Below are 18,218 nucleotides of genomic sequence, written 5' to 3'. Positions count from 1 at the left end.
ATCGGCTCCTCTGGTTCAGGCAGGCCGCACGTACACGTGCGCGGCTTCGTGGGACAGGAAATGCGCCATCGAGTACGTGCGGTGATACGCGCCGCAGCGGGCGAACACCGCGATGTCGCCGACTTGCGGCGGCGCGCCCGTGTCGTCGCGGCCGATTACGTCCGCGCGGCTGCAGGTGCTGCCGACGTAGAGCGTCGGCACGCCGCGCGACGGCGGCGCGGGCGCGCGGCGCACGAGCGACGGCGCGGCCAGGCGGCGCATCACCGATTCGGTCTGCGCGAGCAGGAACGCATGGGACAGGCCGCCGTCGCAGACGGCGATCGTGCGGTCCTGCCACGCCTTCACCGCGACGACGCGCGTCGCGAACACGCCCGCATCGGCGAAGATCGCGCGGCCGGATTCATGGGCGAGCGAATACTGGCCGGCCAGCGGCGCGAGCGCGGCGGCATAGCGCTCGAACGCGGCATCGCCCGGATGATCGTCGGCGAAGCCGCCGCCGAGACTCAACGAGCCGAGCGGCGCGCCGTTGGCCGGCGCGAGATCGCGGGCGAGCGCCGCGAGCAGTTCGGGCAGCGCGAGCGTGTCGGGCTGCGCCGGGTCCTGGCGGATGAACGAATGCGGGCCGGAGAACACGTGCAGCCCGGCGACGGGCAAGCCGACGGCCGCGAGCGTGCGCACCGCGTCGTGCGCCTCGTTCGGCGTCATCCCGAAGTGGTCGTGCCACTGCGCCCGCGCATGAACGCCGGCCAGCGCGCCGGCGTTCACGCGCAGCAGCACGGCGCCCGGCGTGCTGCCGCCGGCCGCCGCTTCGCGCGCGAGCGGCACGAAACGCGCGACCGCGTCCGGGTTGTCGAGCACGAAATGGCAGCGCGACGCGAGCCCCGCACGCATGAACATCTCGTCCATCGACGGATTGTTCAGGTAGCGCGGCGTCCTGATCCGGCCGATTACCGCATCGAGTTCGCCGCGGCTCGCGAGTTCGACGCCGTCCTCGTACGCATGCGCGCAGCGCGCGAGCATGTCCTGGTTCGGGTTCGCCTTCAGCGACACGATCAGCCGCGTGCCGAGCCGTGCCTTCAGCGACCGGTAGCGGGCGATCGCGACCTCCGGCTCGTACACGTAGCACGGCGTACGCAGGTCGGCGATCCACGCGTGATCGGCGGCGGGCGGAAGCGGGCGCTCAGGCGTCATGGCGGCCCACCGGATGAAGCGTGGCGGCCGCATACGCGCCGCAGTTCGACTGCATCACGCCGAGCACGCGCTTGCCGTGCGCGAGCGCATCGAGCCCGACGTCGGCCAGGTTGATCGGGAAATCCGAACAGCACGCGTGGCCGCGCGCATGGATGTTGTCCGCATAGAGCCGCTCGGCCGGCACGCGCATCGCGCGGCACAGCGCGTTCCAGCCGGGCAGGTCGGCGTTGTGCGGCAGCACGAGGTCGTACGCGTCGAGCGCATGCGGCTCGAGCGCGACGGCCGCGTCGATCGCCCGGCGCGTGTACGGCCACTCCATCATGATCAGGTCGGCCTCGTTCGCGGCGACCGTGTCCGACCCGCGATGCCATTTCGCGTGCGTTTCGATCGCGATGCCGCCGAGCCGGTTCTTCGTGCTGTTGCGCGCGATCAGCATCGCGGCCGCGCCGTCGCACTGCACACCCGTCATCTGCCGCATCCGGTAGTCCTCGCCGTACACGCGATCGGACGACACGACGAGCGCCGCGTCGAGCCGCGGATGGCGGCGCATCAGCGCGCGCACGGTTTCGATGCCGGCCGCGACCGACACGCAGTTCAGTTGCGCGACGGAGCCGAGCCACAGCGGCTCGATGCCGAACTGCGCGGCCACTTCGTGCGGCAGGCTGCGCGGCGCCGGCGGCACGCTGAATTGCTGCGTATGCACGTGCACGATCGCACCGACGTCGGACGGATGCACGCGCGCGGTGTCGAGCAGCCGGCCGACCGCCGCGATCGCGAGATCGGTCTCGCTCGTGTCGAGCGCCATGTGGAAATAGCGGCTGCCCGACTGCGCGATCGCGGCCGCCCGCTGGGCCGGATAGTCGCGCTCGGCGGCCCAGGCCTCGATGTCGACGGGCGGGCCCGGCAGCTCGTAGGCCACCGCGTCGATGCCGATCCAGAAGCCGGCGTCGCGGGATGCGTGGGAAGAGGGCATCGTCATGTCAGTTGAGCGGCATCGCCGCGTAGTCGAGGACGTCGAGCTTTTCGAAGGTCGCCTGCACGGTCGGCGTGAGCAGGCCCATTTCGCGGATCGTCGGCACGAGGCGCCGGAAGATCGAGCGGCGGATCGAGCTCGACACCGGCGATTCGCGCACCATCGCGCTGCATTCGCGCTTGGACAGCCCCATCGGTTCCCAGATGTCGTCCGCGCACAGGTGCTCGTACAGCACGGCCGCGCCTTCGCAGATGAACTCCTCGCGCTCGCGCAGTTCGTGCGAACTCATTTCCGCGTACACGCGGCACAGCGTGATCCGGCCGACCGCGAAGTGGCGCGCTTCGTCGCGCTGGATCCGCAGGAACAAGTCCTTGATGAACGGGTCGGTGCTGTACGCGACGACGCTCTGGAAGATCGACAGCGCGATGCCTTCGACGAGCACCTGCATCCCGAGGTTCGTCATGTCGAGCGCGCTGCTCGTGATCGTGTCGTGCAGCAGCCCCTTCAGCGAGCGGCTCATCTGGTAGCTGACGTCGAGCTTCTCGTTGACGAGCTTCGCGTACGCCTCGACGTGGCGTGCTTCGTCCATCATCTGCGCGGCCGCGCACAGCCGCGCGCTCAGGCCGCTCTCGGCCGACGCGAGCTTCGACGCGCAGATCAGCGCGGCCTGCTCGCCGTGCAGGATCTGCGACAGCAGCCAGCCCTGCGCGTGATGGCGCACCTCGCGCTTGTCGGCGTCGGCGAGCTTGCCCCACAGCTCGGTGCCGTAGATCAGGAGCGTCGGGTCGGGCATGCCGAGCGGGTTGGCCGGATCGAGGTTGTGGCGCCAGTCGACGTCGGTCGCGACGTCCCACTGCGCGGCCTTCGCCTTCTCGTACAGCCGGTTCAGCGCCTCTTCGCGCAGCGCGTAGTCGTTCGACATCAGCGCGTCGACGGGCATCGACCAGCGGATATCGGCCGTGTCCTGCATCACGGTAAGCGTGTCATTCATGTCAGGGTCTCCCCGGCCGCGCGGCGGCGCCGGAATGATGGGCGGAATCGGTGAGCGGGGCGGCGGCGCGCGACGCGCCCGGATGCGGTTCGAGCCGGATCGCGAACGACGGCCACGCGCCGCGCAGTTGCGCGTCGAACGCGTCGGCGAGCCGCGCGGGCCAGATCGCGCAGCACACGCGGTTGTCGCCGGCGAATTCCGCATCGCGCAGAATGCGGTCGCCGATCCATACGACCGGTGCGCCGCGCGCGGCGTCGCGCAACGCTTCGTCGTACAGGTGCACGCCGAGCAGCACGTGCGGCGCGAGCAGTTCGGCCGGCAGCGCGCCGAAATACGGCGCGCACACTTCGATGAACACGCGGGCATCCGGATGCACGGCGTCGCGGATCCGCGCGGTGATTTCCGCGAGGAATCCGAAATACTGCACGTGGTCGAGCAGCACGCGGCGCTCGCCGCCGGCCGCGTCGTACGCATTGCCCGCGTCGTACGCGTCGCCGGCCGCTTCCGCGAGCGCGGCGCGCGCATAGTCGGCCGGCGTGCCGAGCGGCATCCGGTACGCGCTGGCCGCGACCGCGACCGGCTGCCGCGCGTCGCGCTCGATCCGGTAGGTGAAATGAACGGGACGCACCATGTCATGCCTCGCCGTCGAGAGAGAACGTCGCGTCCGGCGCGAACGCGACGTCCGCGATCGCGTAATAGCCGTTCAGCGCGAGCGAGCAGACGGCCGCGCGGCGCGGCGTGTCGCCGTCGCGGTGCGCGAGCAGCACCGACAGCCACGGGTCGCTGCCGAACGCATGCCCGAACACGCCGTGGCCGTCCGGCAGCAGCGGTGTCTTGCCGACCGACGCGAGCAGCGCGCGACGCGACGTGGCCGGGAAGAACGGCAGCGCCGCGTGCAGCCCGGGGCGCGCCGCGCAGAACGTGCGGATGTCGCGGCCGAGCCGCACGACCGCGCTGGCCGGCGGCGCGGCGTCGGCGGTCACCGACTGCGCCGGTTCGCGGCCGACGTCGACGAGCAGCGTGCAGATGCCGAAGCCCGAGCGTCCCCATGCGGGATTGCCGTGCCAGTACGTATAGCCGTGCACGTCGACGTCGACGATCTGCAGCAGCAACGTGCGCGGCCCCGTCTCGGCCGCGGTCGCGAGCGTGCGGCGCAGCACGTAGCCCCAGCCCGCGCATTCGTACGAGCAGGTCATCCAGTCGGGCGTGTAGTCGTTCGCGCCGGCCAGCGCCTGCGCGAACACGCGATGCTGCGGCGAATCGTTCATCAGCAGCATCGACAGGATCGTCGAGCTGACCACGTAGTCGTCCGCGCCGACCGCGCCGCACAGCCGCTCGCGTTCGGCGCACGCGAGCGTGCCGATCGCGCGGGCCGTGTCGTCGAGCGGCGCGGCCACGCCGTCGCGCGACGGCGCGACGCGCCGGTACGCGAGCGCCTGCACGGTCAGCGCAGTGGCCGGGGCCGGCTGGACGGCGGCGGCCGCCATGGGGGCGAGGGGCGCGAGCATCGCCGTGTCAGGCCGCGTGCTGCTGGCTGCGCAATTGCGCGTCGAGCTGCTGCAGCGTCGTGTACTGCGTGATGTTCAGCGCTTCCGGATCGATCGAACCGTAAAGCTGTTCGCAGAACACGATCAGCTCGACGATGTTCAGCGAATCGATGCCGAGTTCGCCGATGCCGGCGTCCGTGTCGACGGTTTCGACGTTGAGGATCTTCGCGACTTCGCGGGACAGGATGTCGAGCGCGTCGGCCGGAACGTTCTGGGTCGTCATGAGAGGAGCTCCTGGAGTTGAGTGGGTTTGATCGGGATCGATCGGCCTGTCGCGTGGGTCAACTGCCGGCTTCGCAGCGCAGGCTCTTGCGAAGCTCGTGATAACAACGGTACGAACTGCCTTCCATCTTCGAAAACGCCAGCAGGTCGCGCTGGTCGTCGAACAGCTGCACCTTGCCGTCGCGCACGAGCGCGGACAGGAACTCGTTCGACAGCAGCTTGATCGCGAGCACGCGCTGCACCTTGCCGAAGCTGTAATGCGCGTCGTCGGTCTGGGCGCGCGCGGCGTCCGCGATGAAGCGGTGCACGGCGCGCGCGTCGGCGTCGAGCTCGATGCGGCCCGTCCGTTCGAGCCAGCCGACGTGCGCCATCAGCGCGCGAACGAAGTACGGCCGCACGACGGTCAGGTATTTGTTGAACACGGTCGGGCCGCCGATGCGCAGGCGATCCTCGGCGGCGACGCGCACCTGGCCGCCAACGTTCGCAAGCTGCAGGTTGCCCGCGAGGAACGGCGCGCCGCAGGTCGTGCGTTTCAGTTTTCGATACTCGTCGGGCCACACGAGATAGGCGGCCGGGAACATCACGCCCGGCACGCGTGCCGCGACGACGGCCATGCAGTCGCGATGCGCCTCGATGCCCCATACCTTGTCGACGGTCAGCGCGAGCCCGTTGTCGTCGCTGCGCACGACCGTGCGCCAGGCAGCCAGGGTCGGGCCGCCGCCATCGCTCATCAGGAACGCGAAGTGGTGGCCGGCGTCGATGCATTCGCATGCGCGGCGATTCTGGTCGTCGGAGAAGAACAGCCCGAACATGATGCGGATGAACGCGCGCATGAACGGCTTGAACAGGTGATGAAATCCTTCGCGGCCGATCTGTTCGAGCAGCGCTTCGGTGAGCGGCGCCTCGTCGTGCCGCAGCGGTGTCGACGCGGACGCATCCGGCAGTACGTCCGGTACGGCGGTGCGCAGCGCGATCACCATCTCGCTGTCGAGCAGCCGCACGGCGGCGGCTTCGACGAGCCGGGCCGCCGCGTGCGGCGGCGTGCCGATCGCGTCGAGGTGGCGCAGCACCGGATACGCGGCCTGGTCGGCCACGCGCAGGCGCAGCGGCGGTGCGATCGGGGTGGGGGCGGAAAGCGTGGACATGGCAGGGTTCCAGTCAGAAACGCACGCGCACGGCGGCGTCGATGCGGGTGCCGAGACCGACCATCCGGTACTCGGAACTGCTGTCGGAAAACGCGTGCGACACGGCGACATCGACACTCGCGCGTTTGTTCACGTCGGCGACGACCTGCGCGATCGCCAGCAGGCCCTTGTCCTGCGGCGAATAGACGCCGCGCAGCGAATACTCGACGCGGCCGATCTTCTTGCCGAGCCGCGCGAACAGGTAGTCGCGCAGGTTGCCGTCGACGCTCACGAAGTTGGCCGTGCCGCCGAGGCCGGCCAGCGCGGCGCCGGGCGCGACGGGCAGCAGCGCGTTGTTCGCCTGCGCCGCGCCGACCATCCGGCGCCACTGGCTTGCGTCGTAACGCGCTTCGTCGTGCGACCACTCGACGATCAGCGACAGGTTGCCGGGCAGCGCGCTCTGCATGCCGAGCGCGCTGCGCCACATGTACTGGCGATCGTTGCGGCGATCGACGGCGTCGTACGCGGCCGCCGAATCGAGCGGCGTACCGTTCGCGATGAAGGCCGGCAGCGGCCGCGTCGTGCCGCGTTCGAGCCACGCGCTCGCATAGACGGTGTTCGAGCGCGCGACGTCGAACGACAGCGTCGCGCCCGCGCCGCCACGGCCCGCGTGATGGCCCGCGAGCAGCGCGGCCGAGCCGCCCGACCAGTTGTAGGCGCCGCGTAGGAGCTGCGTCGCGCCTTCGACGTCGCGGTTGTCGACGTCGTTGCGCAGCGTGCGGTTCTCGCCGGCGATGAACTGCAGCGTGGTTTGCTCGCCCGCCCATTTCGCTTCGACGAGCGGCGTGCCTTCGACGTCGCCGTAGCGATCGTAGATGTCGGCCGTCGCGGCCCGTTTCTGGAAGAAGCCGAGCGGGAAGAACGCCTGCGACGTGTCGAGCGCGTCGATCCGCTTGCCGGCCGTGAGCGTGATGCCGTTGTCGAACGCGTAGCGCACGCCGGCTTCGTTGAAGCGGCTCGCCTGCGCGCCGAGCGAGTGATTGCTGGCGACCACGCGCGCGTTCACGAACAGGTTCTCGCCATCGATGCGCGCGAGCAGCCCGGCTTCCTGCTGGTTGCGCGGCGAGTCGCCGATCAGGCGGCCGAGCAATGCGCGGCCGTCCATGCTGTCGACGGAGCGCGCGTAGCCGATGCCGTTGAGCGTGCCGAGCTGGTCCATCAGCGATTCTCCATGCGCGAGCGTGCAGCCGAGCGCGAGCGGGATCGCGAGCGCGACACCGGGCCAGCCGCGGCGGGCGCGATCGGGTGATGAGCGGAGGCGGTCACGATGAGCATCGGCATCGGCGTCGTACTCACTGGCCATCGGCGAGCGTGTCGGGGTTGAACCAGCCCGACGGGATCTTGCGCGGCTGACCGTCGAGGATGTCGACGACGCTCGCGCGCTGCTTCTCGATCTCGTTGCGATAGGTGATCTTGCGGATCACCTTGCGGCCGTTCGCGTCGACCGGCGCGGAGAAATCGGCGCTGCGAAACAGCAGGCCGCTCGCGAGGAAGAACTGCGCGCGCACCGGCACGTCGGTGTCGGGCGTGACCCACAGCTTGATCGTCGGATAGACGTTGTCGGGATCGGTCGCGCTCAGGTCGAGTTCGGTGGCCGGCTTGCCGGCGATCGTGGTCGTGCCGGGGGCGGCCGTCGCGCGATAGCTGTCCGCCCAGTGCGTGCGCGTGATGTCGCTGATCACGACTTCGCCCTGCAGCCGCTGCATCCCGTTGATGCGCACCGCGCTGCGCGTGTTCGGCACGTAGAACCAGTGCCCGCGCGTCGTCGCGAGGTACTTCTGGCCGTCGTTCTCGCCGCTGCGCGTCAGCGCGAGCGTGTCGCCGTTGCCGCGCGTGTAGACGAGATAGCGCGTCGCGTCGCCGGACTGTCCGCCGACCTCGTTGGTGATCTCGATGTTGGTCTGCGTATCGGCGGCCGTGCTGCGGTACGCGTCGGCACGGGCGAGCATGGTCTGGGCCGTCGGCGTGTCGGCCGCCTGCGCGGCGAGCGGCGCGCACGCGACGAGCGCGGCGAACGTCAGGCGAATGCGATTCATGGGGCGAGTCCTTCGAGGATGTTGCGTTTCGCGAGACCGAGCGTCGCGAGCAGCGTCGCGGCCACGCCGAGCACGACGAACGCGGCTTCGACGGCGGCCACGGCGGCGGGCGACACCGTGAATTCGAGCAGGATCGGCTTCACGCGGCCGGGCGGCGCGGGCAGGTGGATCTGCGCGTGATTGAGCGCGACCATCGTCAGCAGCGCGAGCGCGATGCCGGCGGCCGCGCCGAGCAGGCCGAGCAGCGCGGTTTCCTGGATCAGCACGCCGCGCACCGTCGCGGCCGGCACGCCGAGCGCGCGCAGCGTCGAGATCTCGCGGCGGCGTTCGACGATGCTCATCAAGATCCAGTTGCTCATCGACAGCAGGATCGTCACGCACAGGATCGCGCCGAACACCGAGAACTGGTTCTTGTACAGCGCGACGACCTGGTGATAGAGCGACACGAGCTGGTCCCAGGTCTTCACGTCGAGCGTCGGCAGCGCGGCGCGCAGCGTCGCGGCGGCGGCCGGCGTGCCGGCGGTGTCGTCGAGGAACACCGCGATGCGCGACGCGCGGTCGGTGCGCAGCAGCGCCTGCGCGGCCGTGAACGTCACGTCGACGATCCGTTCGTCGACGTCCTTGTTGCCGGTGCTCATCACGCCGACGATCTGCGCGTCGGTCGCGTTGATGCCGCCGTGCGCGGTCGACGCCATCAACTGCACGACCGAGCCGACGCGCACGCCGAGCTTGCGCGCGAGTTCCGCGCCGACGACGACTTCGGTGCCGGCATTCGTCGGCGACAGATAGCGGCCCGACAGCACCGTGTGATAGTCGAAGAAGCCGGGCGGCTCGCGGTTCGGCTCGATCCCTTCGCCGACGAAGCCGTAGCTGAGGTCGCCGTTCGACACGAGGCCGTCGAAGTCGATGCCGCGCGCGGTCGTCGCGACGCCGCGCAGCTTTGCAATCGCCTGCGTGGCGGCCGCCTGCTCGTCGGCGGTCAGCCCGTACTGCAGCGGCCGCTCGCCGATCAGGTCGAGATAGCCGTGGTGCAGCACCTGCACATGGCCGACGCCGCTGTCGATCGACCCTTCGCGCACCGCGTCGAAGGTCGCGATCACGTAGCCGAGCGCGAGGCTCGACGCGAACGCGGCGACGCCGATCATCGCCATCGTCAGCACGGTGCGGCGCTTGTTGCGCCAGAGGTTACGCCACGCAAACGTCGACCAGTTCACGATTCACTCCCGGTACGCCGTCGCGCATCTCGATGCGGCGCGGCAGGTGCGCACACAGACGATCGTCGTGCGACGCAATCAGAAAGGCGGTGCCCAGCGTGCGGTTGGTGTCGAGGATCAACTCGGCGACCGCCCGCGCGTTGGCGCTGTCGAGGCTCGCGGTCGGCTCGTCCGCGATCACGATCGCCGGCTCCTTGGCGAGCGCGCGGGCCAGCGCGACGCGCTGCTGCTCGCCGCCGGACAGCTCGCCGGGGCGATGCCGTTCGCGCGCGGCGAGCCCCACCGCGTCGAGCATCGCGCGCGCGTTCGCGCCGCGTGCGCGGCGTGCCCCACGCGAAGCAGCCGAGCTCGACGTTCTCGAGCGCCGACATCACCGGAATCAGGTTGAATTGCTGGAACACGAAGCCGATGCGTTCGCGGCGAATCCGTTCGAGCGTGTCCGGCGCGTCGTCGATCCGGCGGCCTTCGAGCCAGCGTTCGCCGCTGCTCGGCACGTCGAGAAAGCCTGCGAGGTTCAGCAGCGTGCTCTTGCCGCTGCCCGACGGGCCGACGAGCGCGACGACGTCGCGCGGAGCGATCGAGATCGTTGCGCCGCGCACCGCGACGACGCGGCCCGCACCTTCGTACACGCGCGTGACGTCGCGTAGTTCGAGCACCGGCGAAAGCGACGCGGGCGTCATGCGAACGCTCCCTGGCCGGCTTCGGCGACGGCGGCCGATGCGGCGATCACGGGCAACGCGCCGTTCGCATAGAGATCGCGGCATTTCAGGCGCTGCAGCTTGCCGCTCGTCGTGCGCGGCAGCGAGCCGGGTTCGACGAAGCACAGATCCTGCGCGGCGAAGCCGATGCGCGACGCGAGCAACTGCTGGCACTCGGTGCGCGTTTGCGGCGTCGCGTCGACGGGCCGTGCCTCGATCGCGACGACCAGCCGCTCGGTGCCGGTTTCGGGGTCGGGCAGGCCGAACGCGATGCACGTGCTCTTGCGCAGCGCGCTGTGCGACGCGAGCGCTTCCTCGATCTCGTGCGGGAAATAGTTGCTGCCGCGGATGATGATGACTTCCTTCTTGCGGCCGAGGATATGCAGCTGGCCGTCCGCGACGTAGCCGATGTCGCCGGTGCGGAACCAGCCGTCGGCCGTCAGCGGCGCGGCGATCGTGCCGTCGTCGGGATTCAGGTAGCCGAGCATCACCGACGTGCCGCGGATCGCGACTTCGCCGACCGCGCGGTTGCCCAGCGCATGGTCGCCGTCGTCGAGGATGCAGAACGCCATCCCGTCGATCGGCGTGCCCATCGCGAGCACCGTTTCGGTCTCCGTCTCGCGCCCGTCGTTCGCGGCGGCCGGCTGCGCGTCGCGGCGCTCGATCAGCGCGCGCCGGTCGAGCGTATCGGTGATCACGTACGGTGCGCCTTCAACCGCGCCTTCGTGCCATGCACGATGCATCGATACCGCGAGCGTCGATTCGGCCATCCCGTAGCACGGCTGCAGCGCCGACGCCGCCAGCCCGTACGGCGCGAACGTCGCGGCGAAATCACGCAGCGTCGCGTCGTCCACGCGTTCGCCGCCGATGAAGATGTTGCGGCACGCGGACAGATCGACGCCGTCCATCGCGGCGGCATTGAAGCGGCGCACGCAGTAGCGCAGCGCGAAGGTCGGCACGGACGTCGTCGTCGCGCGTGCCGATGCGATGCGCTTCAGCCAGCCGAGCGGATTCCGGATGAAGCTGTTCGGCTGCATCATCAGCAGCGGCGCACGGTAATGCAGATTGGACAGCAGCGTGAGCAGCCCCATGTCGTGATAGAGCGGCAGCCACGACGCGGTGCCGTCGCCGGCCGCGATATCGAAGCGCACCGACCCGCCGATGCCGAGCACGTTCGCGATCACGTTCTCGTGGCTCAGCACCGCGGCTTTCGGATGCGACGTCGAACCCGACGTGAGCTGGACATGATGCGGATCGTGGCCGCTCTTCGCGCTGATTGGCGCGCGCGCGCCGGCATTCGCGGCGCTCGACAGCGTCGCGAGATCGACGACGCGCGTGGCGGCCGCCGGAAACGCGTCGTCGCGCCAGGCCGCGGCCTGCGCATCCGAGGCGATGACGAGGCGCGGCCGGTACAGCTCGCACGCGACGTCCGCCACCTGCCGCGCGGCCGTCGGGCGCCGCACGGGAACCGGCACGGTGCAGGGCAGTGCACCCGTCATCACGCAGGCCATCATCGCGGCCGCATGCTCGACCGACGCGGGCAGCGCGAGCATCACCAGATCGTTCTCGCGCACGCCGAGCTCGTGCAGCGCGCCGGCCTGGCGAAACACCTCTTGCGCGAAGTGCCGGTACGTGATGCCCGCTTCGCGACCCGCATCATCGACGAACGTCATGCGATGCGTGGCGCCCGCGACGTCCTCGAGCGATTCGATCAGGCGATGAATGGTGGATGCGTACTTCGTCACGAGGGTTCTCCCCTTGAGGAACACGGCCGCTCGCGCCACGGTGCCGGCGGCGCCGTTCGTCGAGTGAAGAGGATTCTTGCCGGATCGATCGGCGGCGACAAACGGAATCTATGCAGGCTATGCATGAGCGGCACGCATCCACGAGGTGACTGGTCGGTCTCATTCGACCGGTCGTCTAGTTCACGATGTGGTGCGCTCATGCGCGGACGTCATGCAATGCGTTCGGAAAATTCGTTTGTCCGAAACATCGACTCACAGAAGAATGGCAACCCGGCAGCGCGCCAGCGTCGCCGCGTCATCGTGCCGGGCAACCCGGCCCAAGGAGAGCGTCTTGTCCGTCACCTCATCGCTTGTCGCCCGGCCGAAACCGGTTACAGACATGAAGAGCCGCCCGAGCGGCGTGGTCTTCTCGCTGAAGCTGGTTGTATACGTTGCGCTCGTCGCGCACGGGATGATGTTCGCGCTGTCGGCGCTCGTGATCCTGAAGGCGGTCGGCATCCTGCTGATCGGTGCGATGTATGCGCACGGCGTCGAGCTGCAGCACCAGGCGCTGCATTACCAGGGATTCCGCAGCAAGCGCCTGAACATGGTGTTCGGCGTGCTGCTCGGCATGCCGATGCTCGTGTCGTTCCACGCATACCAGGACAGCCACCTGCGCCACCACCGGCTGCTCGGCACGCCGGAGAACAAGGAGTTCTTCGACTACGGCGACCAGTACGGCGCGAGCCCCGTCGTCAATGTCGGGCTGTGGATGTGGCGGCTGTCGATGGCCGCGCACTATATCCAGTTCGCGAGGAACGTCGTGAAGCTCGTCGTGCCGGGTGCGCGCTTCGGCGACAATGCGCTCGTGTCGCGCTCGATCCGCCGCGACTACCTGCTGATGGCGGCCGCGATCGCGCTGCTCGCGGCGCTGTCGTTCGTGCTGCACACGTGGTTCGTCGTCTGGGTGTGGGTCGTCCCGCTCGTGTTCGTCGCGGCGCCCGTGCACGCGCTGGTCGAGATGCCCGAGCACTACCGCTGCGACCTGACGAGCACCGACCCGTTCCGCAACACGCGGACGATCGAGAGCAACGCGTTCATGACGTGGTTCACGAACGGCAACAACTATCACGTCGAGCATCACATGATGCCGAACCTGCCGATCGAGCGGTTGCACGACCTGCATGGCGCGATCGCGCCGCGCATCCGCTATTACCATCGCTCGTATCGGCAGTTCTACCATGCGCTGCTGCGCGGCCGGCTCGCGCCGCGTTCGGTGGACGACGATCGGGACGATCGCGAGCCCGATGCGGAAGCCGCCGCGCCGGCGTCGACGCAGTCGGCATGAGCGCCGGTGCGGATTGCATGGCGACGACGGTGACGACGATGCTCTACCCGGAACTTTTCAGGTCGCTCGAAGCTGTCCGCTGGGACATGGAGAAGGACATTCCGTGGGACAGGTTCGACGCTTCGCTGCTCACCGACGAGCAGGCGAAGACGATCAAGATGAACGCGATCACCGAATGGTCGGCGCTGCCCGCGACGGAAATGTTCCTGCGCGACAACCAGCACGACAGCGACTTTTCCGCGTTCATGAGCGTGTGGTTCTTCGAGGAGCAGAAGCATTCGCTCGTGCTGATGGAATACCTGCGCCGCTTCAAGCCGGAGCTGGTGCCGATGGAGGAGGAACTGCACGCGGTGCGCTTCCAGTTCGATCCTGCGCCGCCGCTCGAGACGCTGATGCTGCACTTCTGCGGCGAGATCCGTTTGAACCACTGGTACCGCTGCGCGGCCGACTGGCACACCGAGCCCGTCATCAAGCAGATCTACGAAACGATTTCGCGCGACGAGGCGCGTCATGGCGGCGCGTATCTGCGCTACATGAAGAAGGCGCTGAACAACAGCGGCGACGTCGCACGTGCGGCCTTCGCGAAGATCGGCGTGCTGATGGCGTCGGCGCGCCGCACCGAGAAGCCGCTGCACCCGACCAACCTGCACGTGAACCAGGCGCTGTTCCCGCGCGACACCGTGCAATCGCGCCTGCCGGATCCGGAATGGCTCGAGCGCTGGCTCGACGAGCAGATCCGCTTCGACGGCGAGTGGGAGAAGAAGGTGGTCGAGCGGATCCTGCACAACCTGTCGATCCTGTTCGAGCGCACGTTCGCGACCGCGCAGGAGCTGAACCGCTATCGCCGCGAAGTGACGGCGCGGGCGAATGGGGTGCCGGGCAACGCGTAGTGAATCGGCCCTCGCGCGGCGCGGCGACCCGCGGCCCCCGGATTCCGGCCGACAGGCGAACCCGATGCACGCTGACCGGCGTTGCCGGCCGGCAGGTTATTCATTTCCGGAAATAATCGGCTCATCAGTTTCTTGAACCCGTATGGCAAGCTTGAATGTCGTGTGTTTAGTATTGTTAAATAAACGTTGAATTCCGGATTTAAAAGGCATTTTGCTTGCCTGTTGCGGGTGGTTTGTTTTTTCGCAATCCGGAAAACATAATGAATAGTCGGCTGATTGAAATTGAATTGTATGCGTCGGATGCCGGCTTTCCCGGTACGAAGCAATCGCCGAGACAGCGGCTGATTTAGCAGATAAATACCTGTTTTGGCGAGAATTTTTCCACTGTTTCCGAGCCCTCAATTCACTTGCATATCGATTTACAAAATCACTACCCGATAATATTTGTGTAAGAAAATACCGATGCAACGAAATTCGATAGATAAATACAAGTGTCACGATTGAAAATAAGAATGGAATGCATCCGTGCTTTCACTATAAAATCGTTTCAGAATCCAAATAGGAGAGACGATTCAGGGAGACGAACGGCAACTTGCCTGTCGGTGGGTGTAACTTTGAGGCGGCGGTATGGCTAATGTGAGATTGGCAAAGAGATTGAGAAGTTTGCCTTCGCTGGATTTCCTGAGAGGCTTCGAATGCGCGGCGCGCCATTTGAGCTTCACGCGTGCGGGGCAGGAACTGAACGTCACGCAGTCGGCCGTGAGCCGCCAGGTCAAGGCGCTCGAGGAGCAGCTCCGGATCGAGCTCTTTCATCGGCACATTCGTTCGCTGACGTTGACCGACAAGGGGCGCGAGTTGTACGACGCGATCTCGTTCGCGTTGTCCGATCTCGAATCCGTGGTCGGCAAGCTGTCGTCGAGTGTCGGCCAGCGCGCCATCTCGTTGTCGACCACCGTCTCGTTTGCCGCGCTGTGGCTGATTCCGCGCCTCGGTTCGTTCCGCGCAAGCTATCCGGACATCGACGTGCGCGTGTCGGCCACGAGCGAAATCGAAGATCTCAAGCGCAAACGTTTGCATCTGGCCGTGCGCTATGCCGGCCCGTATACGTCGACCGACGATACGGACGTGCTGTTTCGCGAGCGTGTCGTGGCCGTATGCAGCCCGAGCCTGATGACGGCGGCGGGCGACGCCGCGTCGATGAAGCCGGCCGACCTCGACAAGCACGTGCTGCTGCATCTCGACGACCCGCGCGGCGAATGGCCGTGGCACGGGTGGAGCCAATTGCTGAAGGAACTCGGCGTGCCGCGGCTGCGGCCGGCCGGCGCGCTGCACTTCAGCCAGTACGATCAACTGATCCAGGCGGCGGTCGACGGACACGGCATCGCGATCGGAAGGCGGCCGCTGGTCGACGGGCTGTTGAAGCAGGGGCGGCTCGTCGAGCTGTTCCCGCATTGCACCGTTGCATCGGGCAGCTATGTGCTCGTGCAGAACCCCGATGCTTGCAACGAATTCGATATCGCGGTGCTGACCAACTGGCTGCTCGAACAAGCGTGCCATCCGCTCGTGTCGGAGCACGACACGGCCGGCAGCAACGTGCTGCCGATGTATCGCGTCGGATAGCGCGGCACGGCGAATGCGCGGTGCGCGGCGTCATGCGCAGCGGCTGCAAATTGTGCGATGATGCGCCGCTTCGCGTTCGTCACAGAACGCCGCCATCGCGGCGCCCGTTTCCGGGCTGCCGCCGAGCCCTGACACTCCGGAGGCAGCATGCCCGCACAGCGCATTCAAGGCAGTACCCTGCATTACCACGATCATGGCACCGGGTTTCCGGTGCTGCTCGGGCACAGCTATCTGTGGGACGCCACGATGTGGGCGCCGCAGATCGATGCGCTGTCGAGCCGGTATCGCGTGATCGTGCCGGACCTGTGGGGGCATGGCGAATCGGGCGCGCTGCCGCAAGGCACGCACACGCTCGACGACCTCGCCGCGCACGCGAGCGCGCTGCTGGACGCGCTGGACATCGAACAGTGCGCGATCGTCGGGCTCAGCGTCGGCGGCATGTGGGGCGCGCGGCTCGCATTGCGCGAGCCGCGACGCGTGCGCTCGCTCGTGATCATGGACGCGTCGCTCGAAGCCGAGCCCGATGCGACGCGCACCCGCTATTTCGCGATGCTCGATGCGATCGAGGCCGCGGGCTGCATCGCGCCGCCGTTGCTCGACGCGATCGTGCCGCTGTTCTTCCGGCCGGACGTCAATCTGGAGGGCCCGGTGCCGGCCGCGTTTCGCCAAGCGCTCGCGAACCTGCCCGCCGACCGGCTGCGGCAATCGATCGCGCCGCTCGGCCGGCTGATTTTCGGCCGGCCCGACACGCTCGCGGCACTCGCCGAACTCGATGCCACGCGCACGCTGCTGATGTGCGGCGCGGGCGACATGGCGCGCCCGCCGTCGGAAACCGTGAAGATGGCGAACGTGATCGGCTGTGCGCACACGCTGGTGCCCGACGCCGGCCATATCTCGAACCTGGAAAATCCCGCGTTCGTCACGCGCGCGCTGCTCGACTGGTTCGACGCGCAGCAACTGCAGGCGAACTGACGATCGCGCGAACGGCGACGCCCGCGCAGGCCGCGCGGCGTCGCATCGATCCGCGTCACGCGCGCTCGCTGACCGGCGTGAACTTGCGATCGCGCACACGCGCTTCGTCGGCCCCGCCGCGCACGAGGCTCAACGCCTCCGCGCGGCTCGCGACGCACGGCCCGGAACCGGGCAGCGGCTGGCGCGCGGTCTCGCGCAGCGCGAGCACCGACACGATGCCGATGAACGACGCGCCCATCAGGTAGTACGCGGGCATCATCAGGTCGCCGGTGCGATCGACGAGCCATGCGGTGACGAGCGGCGTCGTGCCGCCGAACAGCGACACCGACACGTTGAAGCCGATCGCGAGCGCGCCGTAGCGGATCCGCGTCGGGAACAGCGCGGGCAGCGCCGACGGCATCACGCCGGTGAACGTCGACAGCAGGATGCCGTAGATCAGCATCCCGCCAAAGATCGGCAGCAAGCCGCCGGTGCGGATCAGCATCAGCGCCGGCACCGACAGCGCGAGCAGGCCCACGCAGCCGGCCATCATCACCGGCTTGCGGCCGATCTTGTCCGACAGATGCCCGGCGTACAGCGTCATCGGCATCATCAGCACCATCACGAGCAGCACCATGAAGAGCCCGAGCGATTCGCGCACGTGCAGCGTCGCCGACAGGTAGCTCGGCAGATACGACAGCGCCATGTAGTCGGTCACGTTGAAGATCAGCACGAGGCCGACGCATTGCAGCAGCGGCTTCCACTGTTCGACCAGCAGCGTCGCGAAGCGCTGCTTCGGCCGCGCGCGCTCGTCCGCTTCGCGTGCTTCGGCTTCCTTTTTGAATGCCGGCGTTTCCTCGAGCTTGAGCCGCACGTAGAGGCCGACGAGGCCGAGCGGGCCGGCGATGAAGAACGGCACGCGCCAGCCCCACGACAGCAGCGCTTCCTGCGACAGCGTGGCCGTCAACAGCGCGACCGTGGCCGCGCCGAGCGTATAGCCGATCAGCGTGCCGAACTCGAGGAAGCTGCCCATGAAGCCGCGGCGCCTGTCGGTCGAGAACTCGGCGATGAAGGTGGCGGCGCCGCCGTATTCGCCGCCGGTCGAGAAGCCCTGCACGAGGCGGGCGACGAGCAGCAGGATCGGGGCCATGATGCCGATCGACGCATAGCTCGGGATCAGGCCGATCGCGAAGGTACCGACGGCCATCATGATCATCGTGGCGGCGAGCACGCGCTGGCGGCCGATGCGGTCGCCGAGCGGGCCGAACACCATGCCGCCGAGCGGGCGCACGAGGAACGCGGCGGCGAACGTGCCGAAGGTGGCGAGCAACTGCGCGGACGGGCTGCTGGACGGGAAGAACACCTTGCCGAGCGTGACGGCGATATAGCTGTAGACGCCGAAGTCGAACCATTCCATCGCATTGCCGAACGCCATCGCGCCAACCGCGCGCTTGAGGACGGCCGGGTCGACGATCGTGACGTCATCCAGCTTGAGGGCCTTGCGCGAAGACCGGGCTTTCGCGGGGTGCGCTTGCGATGAACTCAATGAACGCTCCTGGAATTGCCTTGGCAACCGGCAGGCGCGCAGCGGGGCCGTGCGGGCCGACGGACAGCGAAGGCGGATATCTC

General features: G+C 68.1%; 16 protein-coding genes and 1 pseudogene. 4 read left to right on the top strand and 13 right to left on the bottom strand.

The features are described from left to right. Positions 1-15 precede the first annotated feature (15 nt). The 12 genes and pseudogenes from LGN10_RS17045 to LGN10_RS16990 all read right to left on the bottom strand — a co-directional run bounded on the left by LGN10_RS17045 (position 16) and on the right by LGN10_RS16990 (position 11,801). Positions 16-1,191, bottom strand: coding sequence for a PLP-dependent decarboxylase (locus LGN10_RS17045; protein WP_226224367.1), 1,176 nt, complete (start codon positions 1,189-1,191; stop codon positions 16-18). Then, positions 1,181-2,170 (bottom strand): 3-oxoacyl-ACP synthase, encoded by a 990-nt coding sequence (locus LGN10_RS17040; protein WP_059579154.1) that lies wholly within the window; start codon positions 2,168-2,170, stop codon positions 1,181-1,183. Before LGN10_RS17040 ends, LGN10_RS17045 begins: the two co-directional genes overlap by 11 nt. Position 2,171: 1 nt before the next feature. Continuing rightward, positions 2,172-3,155 (bottom strand): ferritin-like domain-containing protein, encoded by a 984-nt coding sequence (locus LGN10_RS17035; RefSeq protein WP_226224366.1) that lies wholly within the window; start codon positions 3,153-3,155, stop codon positions 2,172-2,174. 1 nt (position 3,156) lies between these two features. After that, a complete protein-coding gene (locus LGN10_RS17030; protein WP_060009051.1) occupies positions 3,157-3,786 on the bottom strand; it encodes a hypothetical protein in 630 nt (209 codons plus the stop codon). Between the two features lies 1 nt (position 3,787). Continuing rightward, positions 3,788-4,663, bottom strand: a complete 876-nt coding sequence (locus tag LGN10_RS17025; RefSeq protein WP_060009048.1) for a hypothetical protein — start codon at positions 4,661-4,663, stop codon at positions 3,788-3,790. A 7-nt stretch (positions 4,664-4,670) separates the two neighbouring features. Next, positions 4,671-4,925 carry an acyl carrier protein gene (locus LGN10_RS17020; RefSeq protein ID WP_006481176.1) on the bottom strand — a complete coding sequence of 85 codons (255 nt, stop codon included), beginning with the start codon at positions 4,923-4,925 and terminating at the stop codon, positions 4,671-4,673. A gap of 58 nt (positions 4,926-4,983) precedes the next feature. Beyond that, positions 4,984-6,069: a hypothetical protein gene (locus LGN10_RS17015; protein WP_060009045.1), complete on the bottom strand. Its 1,086-nt coding sequence runs from the start codon at positions 6,067-6,069 to the stop codon at positions 4,984-4,986. Positions 6,070-6,082: 13 nt separating this feature from the next. After that, positions 6,083-7,411: a hypothetical protein gene (locus LGN10_RS17010; RefSeq protein ID WP_226224365.1), complete on the bottom strand. Its 1,329-nt coding sequence runs from the start codon at positions 7,409-7,411 to the stop codon at positions 6,083-6,085. Next, positions 7,401-8,144 (bottom strand): outer membrane lipoprotein-sorting protein, encoded by a 744-nt coding sequence (locus LGN10_RS17005; RefSeq protein ID WP_226224364.1) that lies wholly within the window; start codon positions 8,142-8,144, stop codon positions 7,401-7,403. Before LGN10_RS17005 ends, LGN10_RS17010 begins: the two co-directional genes overlap by 11 nt. Continuing rightward, positions 8,141-9,358 carry an ABC transporter permease gene (locus tag LGN10_RS17000; RefSeq protein WP_226224363.1) on the bottom strand — a complete coding sequence of 406 codons (1,218 nt, stop codon included), beginning with the start codon at positions 9,356-9,358 and terminating at the stop codon, positions 8,141-8,143. The genes LGN10_RS17005 and LGN10_RS17000 overlap by 4 nt, the downstream gene beginning before the upstream one ends. Further along, positions 9,330-10,038, bottom strand: a pseudogene (locus LGN10_RS16995) (ABC transporter ATP-binding protein). Before LGN10_RS16995 ends, LGN10_RS17000 begins: the two are co-directional and overlap by 29 nt. Then, positions 10,035-11,801 carry a fatty acyl-AMP ligase gene (locus tag LGN10_RS16990; RefSeq protein ID WP_226224361.1) on the bottom strand — a complete coding sequence of 589 codons (1,767 nt, stop codon included), beginning with the start codon at positions 11,799-11,801 and terminating at the stop codon, positions 10,035-10,037. Before LGN10_RS16990 ends, LGN10_RS16995 begins: the two are co-directional and overlap by 4 nt. Before the next feature lie 379 nt (positions 11,802-12,180). On the opposite strand from LGN10_RS16990, the gene LGN10_RS16985 reads away from it, so the two are divergent. From LGN10_RS16985 to LGN10_RS16970, 4 genes are all read left to right on the top strand, one after another. Beyond that, positions 12,181-13,128 carry a fatty acid desaturase family protein gene (locus LGN10_RS16985; protein WP_060009028.1) on the top strand — a complete coding sequence of 316 codons (948 nt, stop codon included), beginning with the start codon at positions 12,181-12,183 and terminating at the stop codon, positions 13,126-13,128. 29 nt (positions 13,129-13,157) lie between these two features. Beyond that, positions 13,158-14,018, top strand: coding sequence for a ferritin-like domain-containing protein (locus LGN10_RS16980; protein ID WP_226224481.1), 861 nt, complete (start codon positions 13,158-13,160; stop codon positions 14,016-14,018). Between the two features lie 627 nt (positions 14,019-14,645). After that, on the top strand, positions 14,646-15,638 hold the full coding sequence (locus LGN10_RS16975; protein ID WP_059583808.1) for a LysR substrate-binding domain-containing protein: 993 nt from the start codon (positions 14,646-14,648) through the stop codon (positions 15,636-15,638). 147 nt (positions 15,639-15,785) lie between these two features. Next, a complete protein-coding gene (locus tag LGN10_RS16970) occupies positions 15,786-16,610 on the top strand; it encodes an alpha/beta fold hydrolase (protein ID WP_124862519.1) in 825 nt (274 codons plus the stop codon). Between the two features lie 55 nt (positions 16,611-16,665). On the opposite strand, the gene proP is transcribed toward LGN10_RS16970, so the two are convergent. Then, on the bottom strand, positions 16,666-18,135 hold the full coding sequence (gene proP, locus LGN10_RS16965; RefSeq protein WP_124657562.1) for a glycine betaine/L-proline transporter ProP: 1,470 nt from the start codon (positions 18,133-18,135) through the stop codon (positions 16,666-16,668). Positions 18,136-18,218 lie beyond the last annotated feature (83 nt).

Origin of the sequence: Burkholderia sp. AU32262 (assembly GCF_020419985.1) — a bacterium.
Lineage (GTDB): Bacteria > Pseudomonadota > Gammaproteobacteria > Burkholderiales > Burkholderiaceae > Burkholderia > Burkholderia semiarida.
Note: the sequence above shows the minus strand (reverse complement) of the source record. Positions and strands in the feature narration are given on the sequence as shown.

Bases quoted from the DNA above. Each gene is read 5' to 3' on its own strand.
- LGN10_RS16985 (WP_060009028.1), top strand. From the start codon at position 12,181: ATGAAGAGCCGCCCGAGCGGCGTGGTCTTCTCGCTGAAGCTGGTTGTA.
- LGN10_RS17040 (WP_059579154.1), bottom strand. From the start codon at position 2,170: ATGACGATGCCCTCTTCCCACGCATCCCGCGACGCCGGCTTCTGGATC.
- LGN10_RS17045 (WP_226224367.1), bottom strand. From the start codon at position 1,191: ATGACGCCTGAGCGCCCGCTTCCGCCCGCCGCCGATCACGCGTGGATC.
- LGN10_RS17020 (WP_006481176.1), bottom strand. From the start codon at position 4,925: ATGACGACCCAGAACGTTCCGGCCGACGCGCTCGACATCCTGTCCCGC.
- LGN10_RS17010 (WP_226224365.1), bottom strand. From the start codon at position 7,411: ATGGCCAGTGAGTACGACGCCGATGCCGATGCTCATCGTGACCGCCTC.
- LGN10_RS17005 (WP_226224364.1), bottom strand. From the start codon at position 8,144: ATGAATCGCATTCGCCTGACGTTCGCCGCGCTCGTCGCGTGCGCGCCG.
- LGN10_RS17035 (WP_226224366.1), bottom strand. From the start codon at position 3,155: ATGAATGACACGCTTACCGTGATGCAGGACACGGCCGATATCCGCTGG.
- LGN10_RS16975 (WP_059583808.1), top strand. From the start codon at position 14,646: ATGGCTAATGTGAGATTGGCAAAGAGATTGAGAAGTTTGCCTTCGCTG.
- LGN10_RS17015 (WP_060009045.1), bottom strand. From the start codon at position 6,069: ATGTCCACGCTTTCCGCCCCCACCCCGATCGCACCGCCGCTGCGCCTG.
- LGN10_RS17030 (WP_060009051.1), bottom strand. From the start codon at position 3,786: ATGGTGCGTCCCGTTCATTTCACCTACCGGATCGAGCGCGACGCGCGG.
- LGN10_RS17025 (WP_060009048.1), bottom strand. From the start codon at position 4,663: ATGCTCGCGCCCCTCGCCCCCATGGCGGCCGCCGCCGTCCAGCCGGCC.
- LGN10_RS16970 (WP_124862519.1), top strand. From the start codon at position 15,786: ATGCCCGCACAGCGCATTCAAGGCAGTACCCTGCATTACCACGATCAT.